At 46.2% G+C, this 18,369-nt stretch carries 14 protein-coding genes; 2 read left to right on the top strand and 12 right to left on the bottom strand.

Annotated features, from left to right (window positions below; all coding sequences use genetic code 11):
- Positions 1 to 32: 32 nt before the first annotated feature.
- Genes F0261_RS14605 through F0261_RS14580 form a run of 6 tightly spaced genes read right to left on the bottom strand, consistent with a single transcriptional unit; the run spans position 33 to position 5,098 of the window.
- Positions 33 to 1,382 carry a lipopolysaccharide assembly protein LapB gene (locus F0261_RS14605; protein WP_014948291.1) on the bottom strand — a complete coding sequence of 450 codons (1,350 nt, stop codon included), beginning with the start codon at positions 1,380 to 1,382 and terminating at the stop codon, positions 33 to 35.
- 6 nt (positions 1,383 to 1,388) lie between these two features.
- Positions 1,389 to 1,997: an energy transducer TonB gene (locus F0261_RS14600; RefSeq protein ID WP_014948290.1), complete on the bottom strand. Its 609-nt coding sequence runs from the start codon at positions 1,995 to 1,997 to the stop codon at positions 1,389 to 1,391.
- Between the two features lie 3 nt (positions 1,998 to 2,000).
- On the bottom strand, positions 2,001 to 2,408 hold the full coding sequence (locus F0261_RS14595; RefSeq protein ID WP_014948289.1) for a biopolymer transporter ExbD: 408 nt from the start codon (positions 2,406 to 2,408) through the stop codon (positions 2,001 to 2,003).
- Positions 2,409 to 2,440: 32 nt separating this feature from the next.
- Positions 2,441 to 2,959 (bottom strand): MotA/TolQ/ExbB proton channel family protein, encoded by a 519-nt coding sequence (locus F0261_RS14590; RefSeq protein ID WP_012517279.1) that lies wholly within the window; start codon positions 2,957 to 2,959, stop codon positions 2,441 to 2,443.
- A 2-nt stretch (positions 2,960 to 2,961) separates the two neighbouring features.
- Positions 2,962 to 4,326, bottom strand: a complete 1,365-nt coding sequence (locus F0261_RS14585; protein ID WP_014948288.1) for a MotA/TolQ/ExbB proton channel family protein — start codon at positions 4,324 to 4,326, stop codon at positions 2,962 to 2,964.
- A 13-nt stretch (positions 4,327 to 4,339) separates the two neighbouring features.
- Positions 4,340 to 5,098, bottom strand: a complete 759-nt coding sequence (locus F0261_RS14580) for a DUF3450 domain-containing protein (RefSeq protein ID WP_171338329.1) — start codon at positions 5,096 to 5,098, stop codon at positions 4,340 to 4,342.
- A gap of 76 nt (positions 5,099 to 5,174) precedes the next feature.
- Here F0261_RS14580 and F0261_RS20140 point away from each other — a divergent pair, with 76 nt between their 5' ends.
- Positions 5,175 to 5,309 (top strand): hypothetical protein, encoded by a 135-nt coding sequence (locus F0261_RS20140; protein ID WP_301338820.1) that lies wholly within the window; start codon positions 5,175 to 5,177, stop codon positions 5,307 to 5,309.
- Here F0261_RS20140 and F0261_RS14575 read toward each other — a convergent pair.
- The 6 genes from F0261_RS14575 to phoB all read right to left on the bottom strand — a co-directional run bounded on the left by F0261_RS14575 (position 5,306) and on the right by phoB (position 16,366).
- Positions 5,306 to 8,002: a TonB-dependent receptor gene (locus F0261_RS14575; RefSeq protein ID WP_171338328.1), complete on the bottom strand. Its 2,697-nt coding sequence runs from the start codon at positions 8,000 to 8,002 to the stop codon at positions 5,306 to 5,308. The genes F0261_RS20140 and F0261_RS14575 overlap by 4 nt on opposite strands.
- Before the next feature lie 96 nt (positions 8,003 to 8,098).
- Positions 8,099 to 12,169 carry a hypothetical protein gene (locus F0261_RS14570; protein WP_171338327.1) on the bottom strand — a complete coding sequence of 1,357 codons (4,071 nt, stop codon included), beginning with the start codon at positions 12,167 to 12,169 and terminating at the stop codon, positions 8,099 to 8,101.
- A gap of 206 nt (positions 12,170 to 12,375) precedes the next feature.
- Positions 12,376 to 13,167: a 2OG-Fe(II) oxygenase gene (locus F0261_RS14565; protein WP_014978332.1), complete on the bottom strand. Its 792-nt coding sequence runs from the start codon at positions 13,165 to 13,167 to the stop codon at positions 12,376 to 12,378.
- A gap of 62 nt (positions 13,168 to 13,229) precedes the next feature.
- Entirely contained in the window at positions 13,230 to 14,258 is a 1,029-nt protein-coding gene (locus tag F0261_RS14560; protein ID WP_014978331.1) for a PstS family phosphate ABC transporter substrate-binding protein, read from the bottom strand.
- Between the two features lie 16 nt (positions 14,259 to 14,274).
- Complete coding sequence (gene phoR / locus F0261_RS14555; RefSeq protein WP_014978330.1) at positions 14,275 to 15,576, bottom strand: phosphate regulon sensor histidine kinase PhoR; 1,302 nt, start codon at positions 15,574 to 15,576, stop codon at positions 14,275 to 14,277.
- A gap of 100 nt (positions 15,577 to 15,676) precedes the next feature.
- Positions 15,677 to 16,366: a phosphate regulon transcriptional regulator PhoB gene (gene phoB / locus F0261_RS14550; protein ID WP_014948281.1), complete on the bottom strand. Its 690-nt coding sequence runs from the start codon at positions 16,364 to 16,366 to the stop codon at positions 15,677 to 15,679.
- 254 nt (positions 16,367 to 16,620) lie between these two features.
- Between phoB and F0261_RS14545 the strand changes: the two genes are divergently transcribed.
- Complete coding sequence (locus tag F0261_RS14545) at positions 16,621 to 18,351, top strand: HAMP domain-containing sensor histidine kinase (protein WP_041449809.1); 1,731 nt, start codon at positions 16,621 to 16,623, stop codon at positions 18,349 to 18,351.
- Positions 18,352 to 18,369 lie beyond the last annotated feature (18 nt).

Below are 18,369 nucleotides of genomic sequence, written 5' to 3'. Positions count from 1 at the left end.
TTTTAAATGATGTATTAACGAAAGTACGATACTTAACTTGTACCTAGCTCAGCTGCAATGGCGTCTGCCTGACGCTTTTCGCCCTGCACAAACTGCTTCCATTGCTGTGCCATGGCACGACTTTTCTGATGCTTTTCTGCTTCAGCTAGCTGATTAAGCGCAAGGGCATATTGCTTCTTGTTGTAAAGTGCCATGCCTTTAATCAGATAAACCAAACCAGGGTTTCTCAAATCGCCCTTTTCAACCGCTCGGTCTGCCGCAGCAATTGCATCGTCGAAACGCTCTTCATTAAGAAGAATTTGCGCTAACTGTGCATCTAACTCACCGTCTTCAGACAGTTCAGCCGCTTGCATCATAACGGGAATGGCTTTGTCTTGCTCTTTAGCAAGTGACCAGCTTTGGCCTAAGAACTTAAGGTTGCGCAAGTTTTTCTCCAGCACGCCGTCGTTCATCGCCTGCTCCATCAACTTAGCACCTTTGTAAGGTACGCGATGATAGTAATAAAGCTGCGCCATGTTAAACACATCAGCGGATGTATTAACGAACCCTCGCTGATAGGCGGTTTCCATAATAGCCAACTGCTTGCGCTCTTCGCCTAGCTCACCGTACATACCCGCCAGCTGGATCCAATACTTAGGCTCGTCAAATAGCTTCACCATTTTAACCAGAACGTCTTTAACCTTTTGAGGCTGCTTGAGTTCATAGAAAATAGCACGCTGAAGTATTAACCAACCTTCGTCAGGGATCATGCCTTCCGCTTCGTGATCGGCAACGGCTTCAGAAATCCACGTTGCGGCTTGCTCGTACTGTTTATTCTGATAGTACGCTTGAGCCTTTATCACTTTGTTTTTCACCGGCACAGGGCCCGCATTAAGACTTTCCCAACGCTCTAAGTAGGTGATGGTATCGTCGTAATTACCCTGCATAAGGTTAAGCTGCGCCAAACTGAAAAGTGTAGTCATCTCGAACTTTTCAGGAATAGGCTGTTGCTCTACTACCTTGGCAAACGACTCCAACGCTTTTGCATAGTCTTCGTTGTTGTAATAAATGAAGCCGAAAAAGTTGTACATCATCGCTTTTTCGTAGGCGTTCATAGAATGAGACTTATCTTCCACTTCTTTCAAAATGGAAATAGCTTCTTCTACATTGCCCGCTTCATCAGCTGCCGTTTGTGCACGGGCTAGCTGCTCGTAGACTTTACCGCGAAGCGTAGGCACGCGACGGGTTTGCTTATCGCTAGCTTTTATTTCTTGTCCATCTTGCTGCTCAGCCTCTTGCGCTGTAGCGTTAGAAGCAATGAACATAGTAGGTACAGATACTGTGGCCGATGCAAATGCAAACGCCAGTGCACTAAGCAATGTATTCGTCTGTTTTCTCATCATGTTCTGTTACCCGTCAATTTGGAACGTAATACGGTTTTGTACACCAGACACTTCCGTTGCTTCGCCATTTACCACTCGAGGCTTATATTTGAACTTCATTGCCGCATCAATAGCCGCTTGTTCAAAAATACCTGAAGGGTTAGCTTCAACAACAATTGGGTCGCGTACTGCGCCTTGTTTAGTTACTGTAAATTCAACAATAACGAAACCTTCAATACCCCGTTGAAGTGCACGTCTTGGATACACTGGCGCAACCTTAACAATAGGAAGATATTCACCGTCACCGGATTCGAGGGCCAACCCGCCTTCTAGCGAGATGTCGTCTCCGACTTCAGCACCAAAGTCCATCGACGTACCTTCTGCATCTGGAGAAGGCGAGTCCATTTGAGGCTGCTCCATTTGCGGTGGCGGCTCTTCAGGCTTAGGTGGCTTCTTTGGCTTACGATCTTTTTTCTCAACCTGTTCATCCTGCTTAACCCTTACGAAGTCAAGCACGCTTCCCTTAGGCGGCTCAGTTAGTGCGCTGCCACCCATCTTGATAAGCGATTGCATCAAGAAGAACAGGCCTAACGTGATCGCAAGGGAAATAACAAATGCGATTAAATATCGTGGCATGATTTATTGCTCTTGGGCTGCAATCGAAACATCGTAAACGCCAGCGGCTCGCGACGCGTCCATAACCTTAATCAGTGTTTCTGTTGTGGCTTTTTTGTCAGCCTGAATTACAACAGAACCCTGTGGGTTTTCTGCGCGAAGACGCTCAATGTTCGCTTGTACTGCGCGAACGTCGATACGGCGCTTGTTAATCCAAATTTCGCCTTTATCTGAAATAGCGATAAGGATATTAGCGCGATCCTTTTTCACAGCAGTTGCTGCTTCTGGACGGTTAACATCGATACCCGCTTCTTTCACAAATGACGCAGTCACAATGAAGAAGATCAACATGATAAATACAACGTCCAGCATGGGCGTCATGTCGATGGCTGCTTCTTCTTCATCGACTAAGTTTTGAAAGTGCTGCTTCATAATAAATACCTTACCTTAACGCTTAGCTAGCATTAACGTTGAATAATCAATGCATCCTCAAGATGCGTGCGTTCTGATTTCACCATACGAGTTAACCAGGTAGCGGCGAATACGCCTGAAAGTGCGCCAACCATGCCCGCCATTGTGGGGATAGTGGCTTTCGATACACCTGACGCCATTGAACGAGCATTACCTGAGCCCGCAATCGCCATTACATCGAACACTTCAATCATACCGGTAACCGTTCCCATCAAGCCTAGCAGCGGACAAAGCGCAACCAGTGACTGGATAATTGGGATGCTGCCGTTTAGGCGCATGGTTAACTGTGAAATTGTTTTCTGACGAACCTGCTCTGCGAACCAAGAAGAGCGATCGGCACGTGCTGTCCACATTGCTATCGCTTCTTTCTTGGCTTGCTTGTGCCAAACCATCAGATACATCGCACGCTCGAGGATCAAAAGCCACATAACGAATATCAGCAGACCGATGACCAGGAGAACCTGGCCACCTGTTTCTGTGAAATCGCGAATTGCTTCTAGAAACTCGATCATGATTAGCCTCGCTCAGCGCGCTCTGCAATTACGCCAGACGCCTGTTCTTGTAGGATGTACACAATGTTCTTAGAACGTGTGTTAAGCATTGCATAGAGCAGTGTCATTGGAATCGCTACAACTAGACCTAGTACTGTTGTTACAAGTGCTGTTGAAATACCACCTGCCATCAGTTTCGGGTCACCCGTACCAAACAAGGTGATAGCCTGGAAGGTGTTGATCATACCGGTTACCGTACCTAGTAGACCCATAAGCGGTGCTACAACAGAGATAATCTTAATGATAGTTAGATTACGACCTAACTTAGGCACTTCGCCCAAAATCGCTTCTGTAAGGTGAAGTTCAAGTGCTTCAACGTCGGCGTCTGGGTGCTCGTCACGTACTTTAAGTACACGGCCAAGCGGGTTGTTTGTGTTTACTTCTTTGCTCTTAAGCTGTTTGTTCACTTTCATGCGAATAAGCGTCAGCGTTACAAGACGCTCAAGGGCAAGTAGAAGACCGAATGCACCAACGATAAGAATGATGTAACCTACAACACCGCCCTGCTCTACACGCTCTTGAAGGTTAGGCGCTTGAACAAGAAGACCTAGGATTGAACCACCCGTTGGGTCGATACCGAACTGCACTAATTCACCGCTTGATGCTTGTAGTTCAGCAGCAGAATCCATGTAACGGTCAGCAGGCTGACGTACAAGTTCAGATACTGTACCTGTTACACCGTTGTACTCTAGGTATTTACCATCAGCAACAAGTGCAAAAGGACCTACGCGAACAACAGACTTATTCACTTTTTCACCGCCCGCTTCAACAACGTCTGTCTTGAACGTAGTGACTTTGCCGGCTTCAGTCATTTCGCGTTGCATTTCAAACCAAACGCGCTCAATTTCTTCAATTGATGCAAGTTTTGAGCTTGAACCCATGTCTTGTGCCATCTTATCAAGGAAGTCAGCACGGCCAGGGATTTGTGCAGAAACCACTGAGTTATAGAATTTGTTTTTGGTGTCGCCAGCGATTTGCTGAAGCACACCGAATAGCTCTTTAAGTGAACCAAGACGTGTGTCTAGTGCACCGTTTAAGTCAGCCAGTTTGAATTCGTTTTCTTCGAACTGAGTTTCAAGCTGCTCTGATTGTGCAAGCATTTGGTCGCGCTTTTCACGAGTTTCGCGAAGAATGCGATCTTGCTCTGCACGTTGCGCTTGGAAATCACGCTCGCGCTGTTTGTTTTGCTGAGACTGTGCGAACTGACCTTCTTCTAGTTGCTTAAGAAGTGCGTCTAAGTCCATGGCACGGTCGCTTTGTGCGAAAGCACCAACGCTGATGCTAAGGGCTGCTAGACCAACAGCGATACGTTTTACTGTGTTAAACATTCTCATCAACCTCTTAGTCTGTAATTGACACTGGCAGCATTAGCAAGTCTGGTGCAAGTTGCTTCTTCGCCATGCGCAGACCTTTTGTAATTTGTGTACGGTAGCTGCTATCAAGCTCTTCCCACTGACGAGTTTGCTTGTTCCAAACACCCTGCATGCTTGCATCACGTGTTTGATAAATTAGCGCTGTGCGACCAAGGCGTAGGAATTCAACGTCACGCTCTTGACCGTTAATTGAATGAATACCGCTGTACGCTTCCATAGTGCGGCCGTAGTCCATCTCTACTTGATACGCTTCCATTACGCGGCGGAATTTCTCAGACGCAGCAACGTCGGCACGGTCCATCATAGCGCGAAGGTCAGCAACGCGATTCGCGCGCTCTTCTGGAAGGAATGGTACGTCTAGCGCAACAAACTGCTCTAGGCCGTCAATCATGCGCATCATTAGTGGCGTGATTTGACGCTCAACAACAGACACTTCATCGATAGCAGCATTTAGGTCTGCCATTTCTTGTTCTTGGTTATTGATTTGCTTACGAAGCTGAGTGTTATAAACCTCAAGGCCTTCGATTTCTTTCATCAATGTTTTGAACTGTTGAAGTTTGCTGTCGATTTGGTCGGTAATACCGTTAATCTTTTCTTGCGATTTCGCCGCTGACTCGTTTATTTTCGCTGCCTCATCGACAACGGGTTTTAAGACTTCATCGTCTTGTGCAAGCACGGGTGTCGCTGCTAGCGCACCTGCCACAAGCAAGGCATTGATAAGCTTCATACATTCAAACCTTTAAAGTTAAAAGAAATCGGTTGTATCCGACTATAAATTTCTGCGCGTAGGATAGGAGTTTTCTGTGACAGTTTTATTACGAAACTGTCATAAATCGATGACTATTGTCACAAATAGAAAAGCCCGGCAGGAAAACCGGGCTTTAGATGATTGTCGCTGCTCTCTTTTTGAAGAAGCAGCACTGGCTGTATTTTCTTAGAAGTTATAAGTAATTGAAGCGTTTATACCTGTACCTACGCTTAGCTTACGCAGCGTAAGACCTTCTTGCTCAATTTCTTTCTCATCGTTGAAAATGTTTTGCACACGTAATTTAATCGTAGTGTTGAAGTCAGGATAGTAAGTATAAACGGCATCCAATGAATGGAACGGTTTTTCAATACCATCTTCAAAACCACGTACGCCAGGCGCAATGATACGTTCACCGAATGAGTTATAGACTAATGACGCTGAATGCTCACCGTTATCAGAATCCCAACCTAACTGAAGGTTAGCAACCCACTCAGAGTGACCTACTAGACGACGCTTGTCGTTAGTAATGGTCGCCGTGATAGTACCGCCGTAAGCTTCACGTGCCTGCTGAGAGAACAGTGATTCTTGATCGCCACTACCAATAGTTACTTCTGAGTCAGAAAGCGTCATGTTTCCTGATACAAAGAAGTTACTGAAGTTATCACCAATAAAGCCAAGGTCGTGCAAGAATTCAAACTCGATACCGTACAGCTCACCTTCCTGTCCGTTAGCCGTTAATAGCTGAGGCACACCTTCACCGCCGTCAAACTGCACCATCTCGATAGGGTTTTCCATATCTTTATAGAAAAGCGCAATTGATAGGTTGTTACCCTGTGACATATACCACTCCCAACGGAAGTCGATATTGGTCAATTCGGTTTCAACCAGTGAAGGAGAACCACGTACAAGGAATTCTGTCAGCGGGTCAATAAAGAAGGTTGAGCTGATATCACGTAGGTCAGGACGAATTAGCGTCTGGCTGATGTTAAAGCGATACTGCATTTCTTCACTTGGGATGTAAGTGAAAGCCAATGACGGTAGTACATCAGATTCATTATAGATGCTGTCAATGATGGCATCAGTGTCGTCAGCAAACTGATCTGAATGCTCGACAAATGGAATTGATACTTGCTGGAAATCTTCATAACGAGCACCGCCACTCACGCGGAACTTCTGGTTGAAGAATGCATCAACCATGAAATAGCCTGCGGTAAGTTTGGTTGCCGCTGAGTACTTATCACCTGCACCTGTGTTGTCCTGAAACACAGAACGACCCGTTGAGCTGGTGTAGAAGTCATCGTTATAGATATTTTCTTGTGAGAAAATTTCATTCAAACGGCTACCTTCTTTAAAGTCAGAAGAAATACCAAAGTGACGCACCGCTAAGTCAATATTGTTACCGTCACGGGTTTTGTCGTAGTAATCCATACCGGCTTTAAGTTCAACGTCGTAGCCATCGCCAAAGAACGCGGTAGACACGTTGAAGCCATAGGTATCAGACTCATCATAAAGCACCTGATATTGGCGGTTAAGGTTAGTTCCTGGCGTATCATCAAGACGCTCAAGCTCTAATGCACCCGACTCATCGTAGAACTGCTGGAATGTTACTTCCATAATATCTGGCGCTTCACGAGACGCACGGCTAGTTCCCACGTACCAATCGAAAAACACACCATCTAACAAGTTAAGGAAGTTGTGCGTGCCTTTAAGCTGTGAAGAAACCATTTCACGCTCTTCGAAAATGATATCCATGCGGCGGAATTCTTCCACGCCAGGGTTAGATTCACTTTCGTCGAAGTAGTATCCATCGCGAACACGGTCTCGCATGTCGTGAAGGATCATGTTCACAAGTTCTACTTTGTGGTTGCTGTTGTACTCGTAACCCACGTTGAACATGCCGCTCCAACGCACGTTTTGCTCAGTTGACACCATGTCGCGATATTTAGTGAAACGTGGATTTTCCTGACCACCACCAATATCGTTACCTAACATCTCTTCGGCAACTGTCCATTCGTTGCTGTAAGAAACCGTTGCAAGGAAACCAAGTACAGAGTCGTTGTCGAAAACGTAATTGTTACCAATGGTCGTACCCAAGCTGAAGTTCGGGTCTACAGACTTTTCGTCTGGGCCGATGTCCCAGTTAAATGAACTTAGGATATCCTGCGTTTCAGCCAGTGTTCTTGTACGGTCACCCTCGAAGCCTGCAGAACCATTTGCAGCAAGACCCGAGCTGATAATGTCAGGCAGTGCACGAGTACCGTCATCACGACCTGTCCAATCATCGCCGCCACCAGAATAGAAAACACCAGTATCGCTGTTCTGCGTATTCCAACCGCCACCTGCACTTACGTTGAATACAAACTCAGATGGGATTGATTTAGTACGAATGTTTACGTTACCACCACCAAAGTGACCAGGCATATTGGGTGAGTAAGATTTCTGAACGTTCAGGCTTTCGATGATACTTGATGGGAATAAATCAAGCGGTACAACCGAGCGTGTAGGATCCGGACTTGGTACCGTCATGCCATTTAGCTGTGTGCTTGAATAACGCTCACCTAAACCACGAACGTAGATAAATTTACCGTCAACTAGCGTAAGACCTGTTACACGTCGAAGTGCAGCAGCGGCATCGCCGTCACCGGTACGAGAAATTTGTTCTGCGCCAAGAATATCAGCAACGAACGCCTGATTCTGACGTTCTTGTAAAACCGCCGTTGCGGTTCCTTTGAGTCGCGTGCCCGTAGCAACGACTTCTTCAATTACTTCGTCTTCTGATTGCTGTGCTACTGCTGATAACGGTAACGCGCTTGCGCCAAGAATGGACGCGATAGCCAGCGAAAGTCCACCGACTTTAAATGCTGACGTTTGATTGTTTTTCATTGTGTAACTCCTAAGAAACTGTAATCAGGTAGCTGCGCTTACACAAAAGCTAAGGCGTTAAAACGCCTTAGCTTTACTGTGTCTCGCATTCACTTATTAGTCTTGAAGACCAACAGTTACCCAACCCAGTGTCCAGTCAGACTCACCGTCGAATGCACCTTGGAAGTCTGTGCTATCAAAGAAAGCGTCCAAAGTAGAAGCGTCGAAGCCTGAACCTAATAAAACTGAATTGCTTGCAGGTACGAAACCTGTTGAGTCAAAGCCAAGTGCTGCAGTGTCAGCAAGAACGCTGTTGCCGTCTTGACCTTCAAACCACGCTTGCGTGCTGTCTGTACCAATTGTGTCTGAACCAAATGCGCTCGTAGATGAACATGCTACTGTTGAGTGCGTCACAGTTAGTGAACCTGCTGCTGCGTTAGCAATTGATTCATCACCATTCACTCGTAGGCAGTTGCTGTAGTTTGCGCCACCGGTAACCACTAGGTTTTTGATTGTACCCGCTGTACCGTTGCGAAGACGTACACCGTTTGTATTGTCTGCACCTAAAATTGTTACGTTAGATACTGTTGGTGTCGTCAATGGTGTCCACGCAGGGTTATCTTCGTTGTTGTCAGCTTCGAACGCATTGTCGCCGCCTGCTGCATCTTGTTTGATAACTACGTACTGCGCCTTACCTGTCCAACCGAATGACCAGTCTAGAGAATCATCACCGATAGCCGTTAGCACTAAGTGGCTTACGTTTACTGTACCGCCGAAGAACTCAACGCCATCATCTAGGTTTTGGTGAACTTGGATGAAGTCAACTTCAGTGCCGCTACCTACACCCGCAAATGAAATACCGTTTAGCTCATCACCTGCCGCAAGTGCTTTACCTGCGTGCTTCACGATAACGTAGCGAAGCGTACCTGAGTTATCTTCACTGTCTGCTCCACCGTATAGGCCTGCATCACCTTCTGCGGCTACACCACAGTTAGCAAGCTCTGCTTCAGACGTATCACCGTCGTCACCTGTGTTACATAGGTTTGTTGGTGCGTTACCTAGAATAACTAGACCGCCCCATTGGCCGATAGCTGTTTCGCCGCCAGTCATATCTTCTGAAGATGTGAAGGTAATTGGCAGTGTTGCAGTACCAGACGCTTCAATCTTAGAGCCACGACGAACAACTAAGAAATCATCACCATCTTCACCGAATACTGTCGTACCGCGCTGAATGTAAAGTGAAGCGCTGTCAGCGTTGTCGTTACCTACCGCTGTACGACCTTTAATTAGCCAGTGAGCATCGTTAGTTAGCGATACATCAGCAGTAAACACGGTGTCAGTAGCAAGCTGATAAACAGGCTTGTCAGTAATGTCTGGGAAGCTAGCAGACACGTCGGTCGCCAAGCCTTGCTCTAGTGCCGTTGTAACGTCAGCAGGAATACTATCGTTTACCGCAACAGTCCAACCGTCCATCCAGTTGTTGTCACCGTCAAATGCACCGATATAGTCAGTTGCTGCGAAGAAGTCATTCTCTTCTGATACATCAACGCCCGCACCAAGAAGTGGTGAGCCAGAGCGAGGTGTAAAGCCATCATTAGAAAGCATTAGTGCATCAGCGGTAAGCACGCTGTTACCTGTTTGACCTTCGAACCATGTTTGAGTAGTACCACCACCGATAGCGTCTGAACCAAAGTTATTGCCGGCTTCACAAGCAACCACTGAATGCTCTACAGAAAGCTCGCCAGATACTGCGTTAGCAATCGACTCGTCGCCGTTAACTCGTAGGCAGTTAGAGTAGCCTTCACCAGCTGTAACAACTAGATTGCGGATGTTACCCGCAGTACCGTTGCGTAGACGAACGCCGTTAGTTGTGTCAGCGCCAACGATAGTCACGTTAGAAATAGTAGGCTTAGTGAGTGGAAGCCACGCTGGGTTGTCTTCGTTATTATCCGCTTCAATAGCATTGTCGCCACCAGCAGCTGATTGTTGGATATAAACGTTTTGCGCGTTACCTGTCCAACCGAAAGACCAATCTAGCGAGTCATCACCGATATCAGTAAGTACAACGTTACGTACGCTAACTGTACCGCCAAAGAATTCAATACCGTCATCAAGGTTTTGGTGAACTTGAATGTACTCAACTTTAGTGCCTGAACCGATACCTGCAAATGAAATACCGTTTAGCTCGTCACCCGCTGCAAGAGCGCGGCCTGCGTGCTTAACTACTACGTAGCGAAGTGAACCTGTGCTATCTGCAGGGTTATTACCGCCGTAAAGACCCGCGTCACCTTCAGCAGCCACACCACACGCAGCAAGTTCAGCGTCAGAGGTATCTGAATCATCACCGGTATTACATAGGTTAGTTGGTGCATTACCTAGAAGTACGATACCGCCCCATTGGCCGATACCCGTTTCGTCACCGATAAGGTCTTGTACAGAGGTAAACGTGATAGGTGCACTTGCTGTACCGTTAGCTTCAATCATTGAGCCACGACGTACTACCAAGAAGTCATCACCTTGCTCACCAAACACAGTCGTACCTTGTTCGATGTATAGTGTTGCACTGTCTTCGTTATCGTTACCTACTGCAGTACGGCCTTTAATTAGCCAGTAAGCATCGTTAGTAAGTGTAACGTCAGATGTGAATGTGGTGTCTGCAGCAATTTCGTAAACCGGCTTGTCTAGGTCGAAGTCAGCCGATACGTCTGTTGCTAAACCTTGTGCAAATGCGTTTTGAACGTCAGTTGGGAAACCACCGTTTACGCCTACCGTCCAACCTACAGTCCAGTCTGTGCCGTTAGGGTTAAATGCACCGATATATTGACCGCCGCCAAGTGCTACAGGAGAAGAGGCCGTTGGGAAGTAACCGTTGTCTTCAAGCATTAATGCAGACGCAGCTAAAACGCTGTTGCCATCTTGGCCTTCAAACCATGCTTGAGTAGTGCCACCGTTAATAGTGTCAGAACCAAAGTTGTTCGCAGGTGTTTCACACGCAACAATTGAATCAGTGATAGAAAGCTCGCCCGACTCAGCGTTAGCAATTGCTTCGTCACCGTTTACACGTAGGCAGTTGTTTGCAAGTGCAGAACCCGTTACTAGAACGTTTGAAAGCACGCCTGCTGTACCGTTACGTAGACGTACACCATTGGTGTTGTCTGCACTAACAATAGTCACGTTTGAAATAGTTGGCTTAGTTAGTGGCAACCAAGACGGATTATCTTCGTTGTTATCCGCTTCGATTGCGTTGTCGCCACCGTCAGCTGACTGTTGGATATAAACGTTAGTTGCGCTACCAGTCCAGCCAAATGACCAATCTAGTGAATCGTCACCGATATCAGTAAGTACAACGTTACTTACGTTAACTGTACCACCGAAGAATTCAATACCGTCATCAAGGTTTTGGTGAACCTGAATATAGTTAACTGTGGTGCCTGAACCGATACCAGCGAATGAAATACCGTTTAGCTCGTCGCCTGATGCCAGAGCTTTACCCGCATGCTTAACTACAACGTACTCTAGCGTACCTGAGTTATCTTCTGGGTTATTACCGCCGTAAAGACCTGCATCACCTTCTGCAGAAACACCACAGTTTGCAAGTTCTTCGTCAGACGTATCTGCATCGTCACCCGTATTACAAAGGTTAGTTGGTGCGTTACCAAGTAGAACTACACCGCCCCACTGACCGATTGAAGTTTCTTCACCAGTAACGTCCTGTACCGATGTCATAACGATAGGCGCTGAAGACGTACCAGATGCGTCAATTTGAGAGCCACGACGAACAACTAAGAAGTCATCGCCGTCTTCGCCGATTACTGTAGTACCTTCTTGAATAGTTAGTACCGCTGCATCAGCGTTGTCGTTACCAACCGCCGTACGACCTTTGATGATCCAGTGAGCATCGTTCGTTAAGGTCATATCTTGAGTGATGGTTAAATCGGTATCTAAACGATAAACAGGCTTATCTGTAATCGTTCCTGAGAATTCGCTTGATACGTCTGTGGCAAAGCCTAGAGAGAACGGCGTATCTACATCAGGGGTAGTCGGTGTTGTTGGTGTTGTAGGTGTAGTTGGTGTTGTTGGAGTTGTTACTACTTCATCACCTTCATTGATATTGATGTCACCGCCACAGCCTGCAAGGACAAGCGCAGTCGTGATAGCACTTACCTTAAATATGTTACGAATTTCCATTAAATTCTCCAGATTTTTGTAATACGGATTCTAAGGTTTGCTAGAGAGTAAAGGAGATCGGTGACATTTTTGTTACAAAGTAAAAAACTTATCGAATTTATTTGAACTTTTTCAGCTTTGAACTAAAGCCAGCGTAAAGCTATTACTTTTCAATTAGATAAAACAAGATTGATTAAAAATAAAACTAAAAGCTTGGCTTGAGGCGTTTAGTTTTTCGTTCTAAACCATTTGGTTATGACAGTTTTGTGACCACGAGTGACAGGTTCTGCGAAATGAATACTGTTAAGGTTGGGGTCGCCAGAGGGCAGCAAATTATTCCAAAAGAGTGCCATCCCCTTTTTCGGTTTTACTGCAATATCTAGCTTGGTGAAGCGGGTGTGACCGCCGTCACATTCATCATTCAAGTAAATCATGCATGTCCACGTTCGCTGACCACGCGATAGACAATGCGCTTTGTACTGCGGGCTTCCTGGAGGAAAGAAGTCGTAGTGAGGTTTGTAATATTCCCCAACATTGTAGTGCTGGGCCTGAATAACTTCTCCTTCTCCCACGCCCAAACTAAGGGTTGAAACAATGCGACTATCAACGTCTTTGACCAGCTTATTACCGAGAAAGGCTAATTCACATGTTGAAGAGGTTCTAATGTCATCAGCGCTAGCGGCTCCTGCCAATTTAGAGGGCGCGAGTTTATCTTTAGTCAGCGCAACAATGTCGTCACACTCTTGGCTGCTCAAGAAGTCATCGTACGAGAAGAGCTGAATGTCACTGGGCTCGGCAAGTGGCTTAGCCTTTTCCACGCGGGCGATAGCACTTTTTGCTAGCTTCTCGTAGAAACTTGAAGAGGGTGAAAACTGATAATTAGTGGGCAAATTGGCGCCGAGCACTTTTTTAATAGTGTCGGGAGAAAAACCGTTTTCCGCTAGGGTTGTCACGATAGTTGGCACAGCTGTCCCTGATAGCAGGCATTTGACAACCCATTGTTTCCACGCTGGCGGCATATACGACACAGTTTTATCCTTTGCTTTTAACGGCGAGTGATGCGGCTTCTACTTTCACTTTTCTATTCCAATAATCGACGCTGGCGTACCAGTACGTCTTCACGAATGGGAAAATATCCGTCTCTTAATACCTGCTGCTGCCCTTCCTGTGACAAGATATAGCGCAAAAACTCCCTTTCCAGAGTAGGTAAAGGCTCACCAGGCTTTTTATTTATCACTAAATAAAGAAAACGGGCAAACGGATACGTTTCGTTGCGCACCGTATCAATAGAAAGAGGGATTAAGCTATCTAGCGACTCACCTAAAGGCAGAGCGCGAACTCCTGCGGTTTTATAGCCGTAAGCGGCATAGCCAATCGCGCCTGTACCGCTGGCCACGGACAATACTACAGATGCAGAGCCAGGTTGTTCGTTCACCGTATTCTTAAAGTCACCATCGCATAGCGCCATCACTTTAAACAAGCCGTAAGTACCCGATACTGAATTTCGACCGTACAGCCTGATAGGAGAACGATAGCCTATATCGTTAACGCCGAGCTGAGACCAATTAGTAATGGCGGTATTGCTGCCACAAAACTGGGTTTCAGAAAACACCGCGTCAACTTGCTCAAGGGTCATACCCGGCAGAGGATTGCGTCTGTCCACAAAAATGGCGATGGCATCCATTGCCACTTTTAATACCGTGGGCGGGTAACCGTGTGTTCGCGTAAAATCCCGTATTTCACTGGGTTTTAGTTCTCGGCTCATAGGGCCTATAGTGGCAGTACCTTCAATAAGTGCCGGCGGTGCGGTGGATGAACCTGACGCCTGTATTTGAAAGCCGACCTGAGGATAGAGGGTTTTAAACTCCTGTGACCAAAAGGTCATTAAGTTTGCCAGCGTGTCTGAGCCAACAGAGGATATTTTTCCTGCCACCCCAGGCTTACGTTCATAGGCAGGTACTTGATAGCTACCAGAAGCAGATGACGAGCTTTGAGTATTTTGAGAATCAGCCAGGGTTCCAAATGGTAACAATAAGCCTATTACTAAAAGTAACGTTGAAAGGCGATAGCGTTGCCCTTTCATCTTCTCATGCTTTTTGCTCACCAACACTTCTCGCCTCTTAGGGTTACAGTTGCTCTGCAATCAACTCGTTATCCAGTACAAACGAGAAATTGCTGCCCTCACCCAATGTACTGGTTATATCTAAACGGGAATTATGATGACTTAGTACATGTTTTACAATGGAAAGACCTAAGCCAGAGCCACCGGTTTTGCGAGAGCGCGCTTTATCCACGCGATAAAAGCGCTCGGTAAGGCGGTTTAGATGATTTGGCTCAATACCATCACCGTTATCTACCACAGAAAATTGCGCGCCATTGTGTTTACGTCGCCAGTACACATTAATTTCACCACCGGCAGGTGTGTAGTGCACCGCATTGAACACTAGGTTTGAGCAAGCACTTCGAAGCTCGGTCTCAACGCCGAAAACATAGAGTTCTTTGTCGATGTGGAAGTTTATTGTGTGATTTTTCTCTTTATTAAGCGCCTGCGCTTCTCTTTCCACTTGCGCAAGGACCACAGGAATATTCACAACATTTTCGTAGATGCGTTCCGAGCTTGCTTCAATGCGCGACAACACCAGCAAGTCCTCTATCAAGTTTTGCATACGGTGGGTTTGCGATGTCATTTCTTTCATCGCTTTTTGCATGAATGGATCGGAGTCTTCATCAATAGGAAGAATTTCAAGGTATCCGTTAATGACCGTTAGCGGCGTACGCAATTCATGAGACACATTTGCAACAAAGTCCTTACGCATTTCTTCAAGCTGGGACACCCGCGTTATGTCACGAGCAATCAGCAACAAGTGCTCATCGCCATACGGCATAATCCGGTATTCAAAGGTTTTGTTGGGGTTGGTAGGTGACGGTACTTCAATGGGGTATTTATAATTCCCTGCATGAAAGTACTGAATAAACTCCGGATGGCGCAACAAGTTGTCGATTCGACGCCCAGAGTCTTGCGGCCATTTAAGCCCTAAATCCAAGCGAGCAAGGCGGTTACACCAAATAATGCAGGCCTTAGCATCAACCACTACCGCCGCATCAGGCAAGGCTTCAGAACCCTCTCTAAAGCGCTTTACCAATTCACCAAGCTCTTTGCGCTTATTGCGGTTACGACGCTGAAGGTAATAAATCCCTTCATAAATATGTTCCCACACGCCACGCACGGTAGGTGGTGACATTTTACGACTATGCCATAACCAGCGATTTAGCTTGTAAAGATGCCAGTAGTTAAATAGCAGTAGCAGGGTTGCGCCAATAGCAACGGCGAATAACATATCATCTAAATACCACCCGACTAGCGCAAAAACCACAAGGAATAGCACTAAGCGCAATGTACTTCTCAACCAAGAGAACGGGTAATACATGAAATAGCTCGCGTTGTTAAAGGTGGAATTGGGCGCATGCCCAGATGGCGCAGCGGCATCAAGGGAATAACACCATGTTACTCCCTAAACACTACATTTATTACAGCTTAGTAGAAAAACGGTAACCCGCGCCGCGTACAGTCTGGATCATAGCATCATGTCCGTGGCGAGAGATAGCTTTGCGTAGACGTCGAATATGTACATCTACCGTTCTGTCTTCTACATAAACATTGGTTCCCCAAACATTATCCAGCAATAGCTCTCGGCTATAGACACGTTCTGGGTGCGTCATAAAGAAGTGTAACAACTTAAATTCAGTCGGCCCCATGTCTAACGGTTCTTCATTCGCCATTACGCGATGTGATACCGGTTCAAGTTTAAGACCATTAAATTCAATGGGCTCCTCGCTTGATGTAGGCGTAACTCTTCGCATCACTGCTTTTATTCTTGCCACAAGCTCTTTCGGCGAGAATGGTTTAGTAACGTAGTCATCTGCACCTGCATCCAGGCCGCGAATTTTGTCTTCTTCCTCGCCACGGGCCGTAAGCATGATGACGGGAATGTCACGAGTAAACTCGTGCTGCTTTAAACTTTTAGCTAGCTGTACACCGCTTCCTCCCGGCAACATCCAATCTAATAAGATTAAATCTGGGTAAGGTTCGCAAATTTTTTCTTGCGCGATGTCGAAATCTTCGGCTTCAATAATGTTAAAACCAGATTGCTCAAGCACAAACTTAAGCATTTCACGGATAGGCGCTTCGTCCTCAACCACCAACACTGTACGAGACATCGTAATATTCCTGCTCATTTTTAAACGCCGTTATTATTAATGTGGTCTGTGACAGTTTTATTAAAACGATTACATTTATGTGTCAAGTTTAATACAAGCTTGTTCCAAAGTTTAAATACATAATCTTGTTTATTCATACGATTACGCATATTCTTGAAATTACATAAAACCGACTGTTATTGTTGCAAAGGTGAGCAACTACCAAGCGTTGTCGGTGATTTAAAAGGTCTGATGTAACAGGGGTGTGTTTATCGATGGCTGCGGTCAAGACAGGGTTATCAAGGAAGCTCTTAGCCAGAGTGTTGTCAGTGTACTTTTCTCTCACGCTGCTAGTGACGGTAGGACAGATCTTTACAGAATACCTCAGCACGAAAAATCACGTTGAAGGCGAGCTTCAAACGCTAAAAAACACCTTTTCTTCTAGCCTGACCCGCGCTTTGTGGGAACTTAACCACGACCAAGTGCGTGCCATCGCCGAAGGGTTAATGTCGCTTCCAATAGTTGAAGGGCTTCAAGTTCGTGGTGAAAACGGTAACTACATTGCCGAGTACGGCATCCGTGCTCAGCGCTCTCCTGCTCCGGTTGACCGTGAAATAATTGAAGATCATCCCGGCGGCGTATTTAGCTACAGCTTCCCACTAGTATTTAAATTTTCAGGTCGCGAATCTACGGTTGGCGACGTTACCTTGTATTCTAGCTTTGATACTATTTTTAGCCGTATTGAAGTGGGCGTATTTTTTCTTATCGGTAATGCGTTAGTAAAAACCACTTTTCTGGTCTTCTTGTTCATGACCGCATTTCGCACCATGCTTTCTGAACCGCTGCAAACCATCACCGAGCAAATGGGTAATTTCGATCCTCAGCACCCAGAAGAGAGCAAACTCAGCATAAAGCTCGATGATGACAACGAGCTATTACAGCTTAAGGAATCATACAACCACGTTATTGACGACCTTATTATTTCAAACAATAAGCTGAAAGACGCGCAGAATGAGCTCACTCTTGCCAACAAGAAGCTAGACGACCAAAACCTGATTTTAGAACAAGAAGTGGCAAAGAAAACAGCGTCGTTGTCTCAGATCATGCTCGACTTAGAGCAGCAAAAAGACGAGCTTATTGCCCACCAGAGAGAGCTTCGCCAGGAAAACGAAAATCGTCAGTATATAGAAGCCGAACTGCGCAAACGTAACCAAGAGCTAGCCAGTTCGATGGATACACTTCATCAAGCGCAAGAGCAATTAGTCGAGTCGGAGCGCATGGCGTCGCTTGGTGGTCTTGTGGCCGGTATCGCGCATGACGTAAACACGCCATTAGGCGTAAGCGTGACCGCAGCCAGCTTTCTACAAGAGCGACTTAACAACTTAAAGACCGACTTCGAAGATAAAAGCCTGACCAGTAAGAACATGGCAAGCTTCATCGATGAAGCGGAACAAACTGCGCTATTACTTTTAAGTAACCTGGAGCGCGCATCTGATCTTATCGCCAGCTTTAAACAGGTGGCCGTTGACCAGACCAGTGAAACCGAGCGCGAATTTGTGTTGGGCGACTATATTAACGAGATCATTCAGTCGCTTAAGCCAAGTTTTAAGCATACTGAACATCAAATTAACGTATCCTGCCCCGACAATTTAGTTGTAACCTGTGCACCCGGCGCCATCGCTCAAATCGTTACCAATATGGTGGTTAACTCAATTACGCACGGCTTTGAAGGCAAAGCGGCCGGCTCTGTAACACTAGATGTAAAAGAAGATGGTAATAATGTTGTGATCCACTACCAAGATGACGGAAAAGGTTTAAGCGAAGAAGAGCTCAGTAAGTTGTTTGACGCCTTCTTTACTACCAAACGCGGAGAAGGTGGTAGCGGTCTAGGCACACATATTATGTACAACCTAGTTACACAGTCACTGCATGGACATATAGAGGCCGACAGTACGCTTGGCAACGGCTTACAGTACACCATTCGTTTTCCGAAAAAGAGTGCTTAACCTTTCTTGCCACTATCA

The organism is Alteromonas sp. 07-89-2, assembly GCF_013113925.1.
Classification (GTDB): Bacteria; Pseudomonadota; Gammaproteobacteria; order Enterobacterales; family Alteromonadaceae; genus Alteromonas; species Alteromonas macleodii.
Note: the sequence above shows the minus strand (reverse complement) of the source record. Positions and strands in the feature narration are given on the sequence as shown.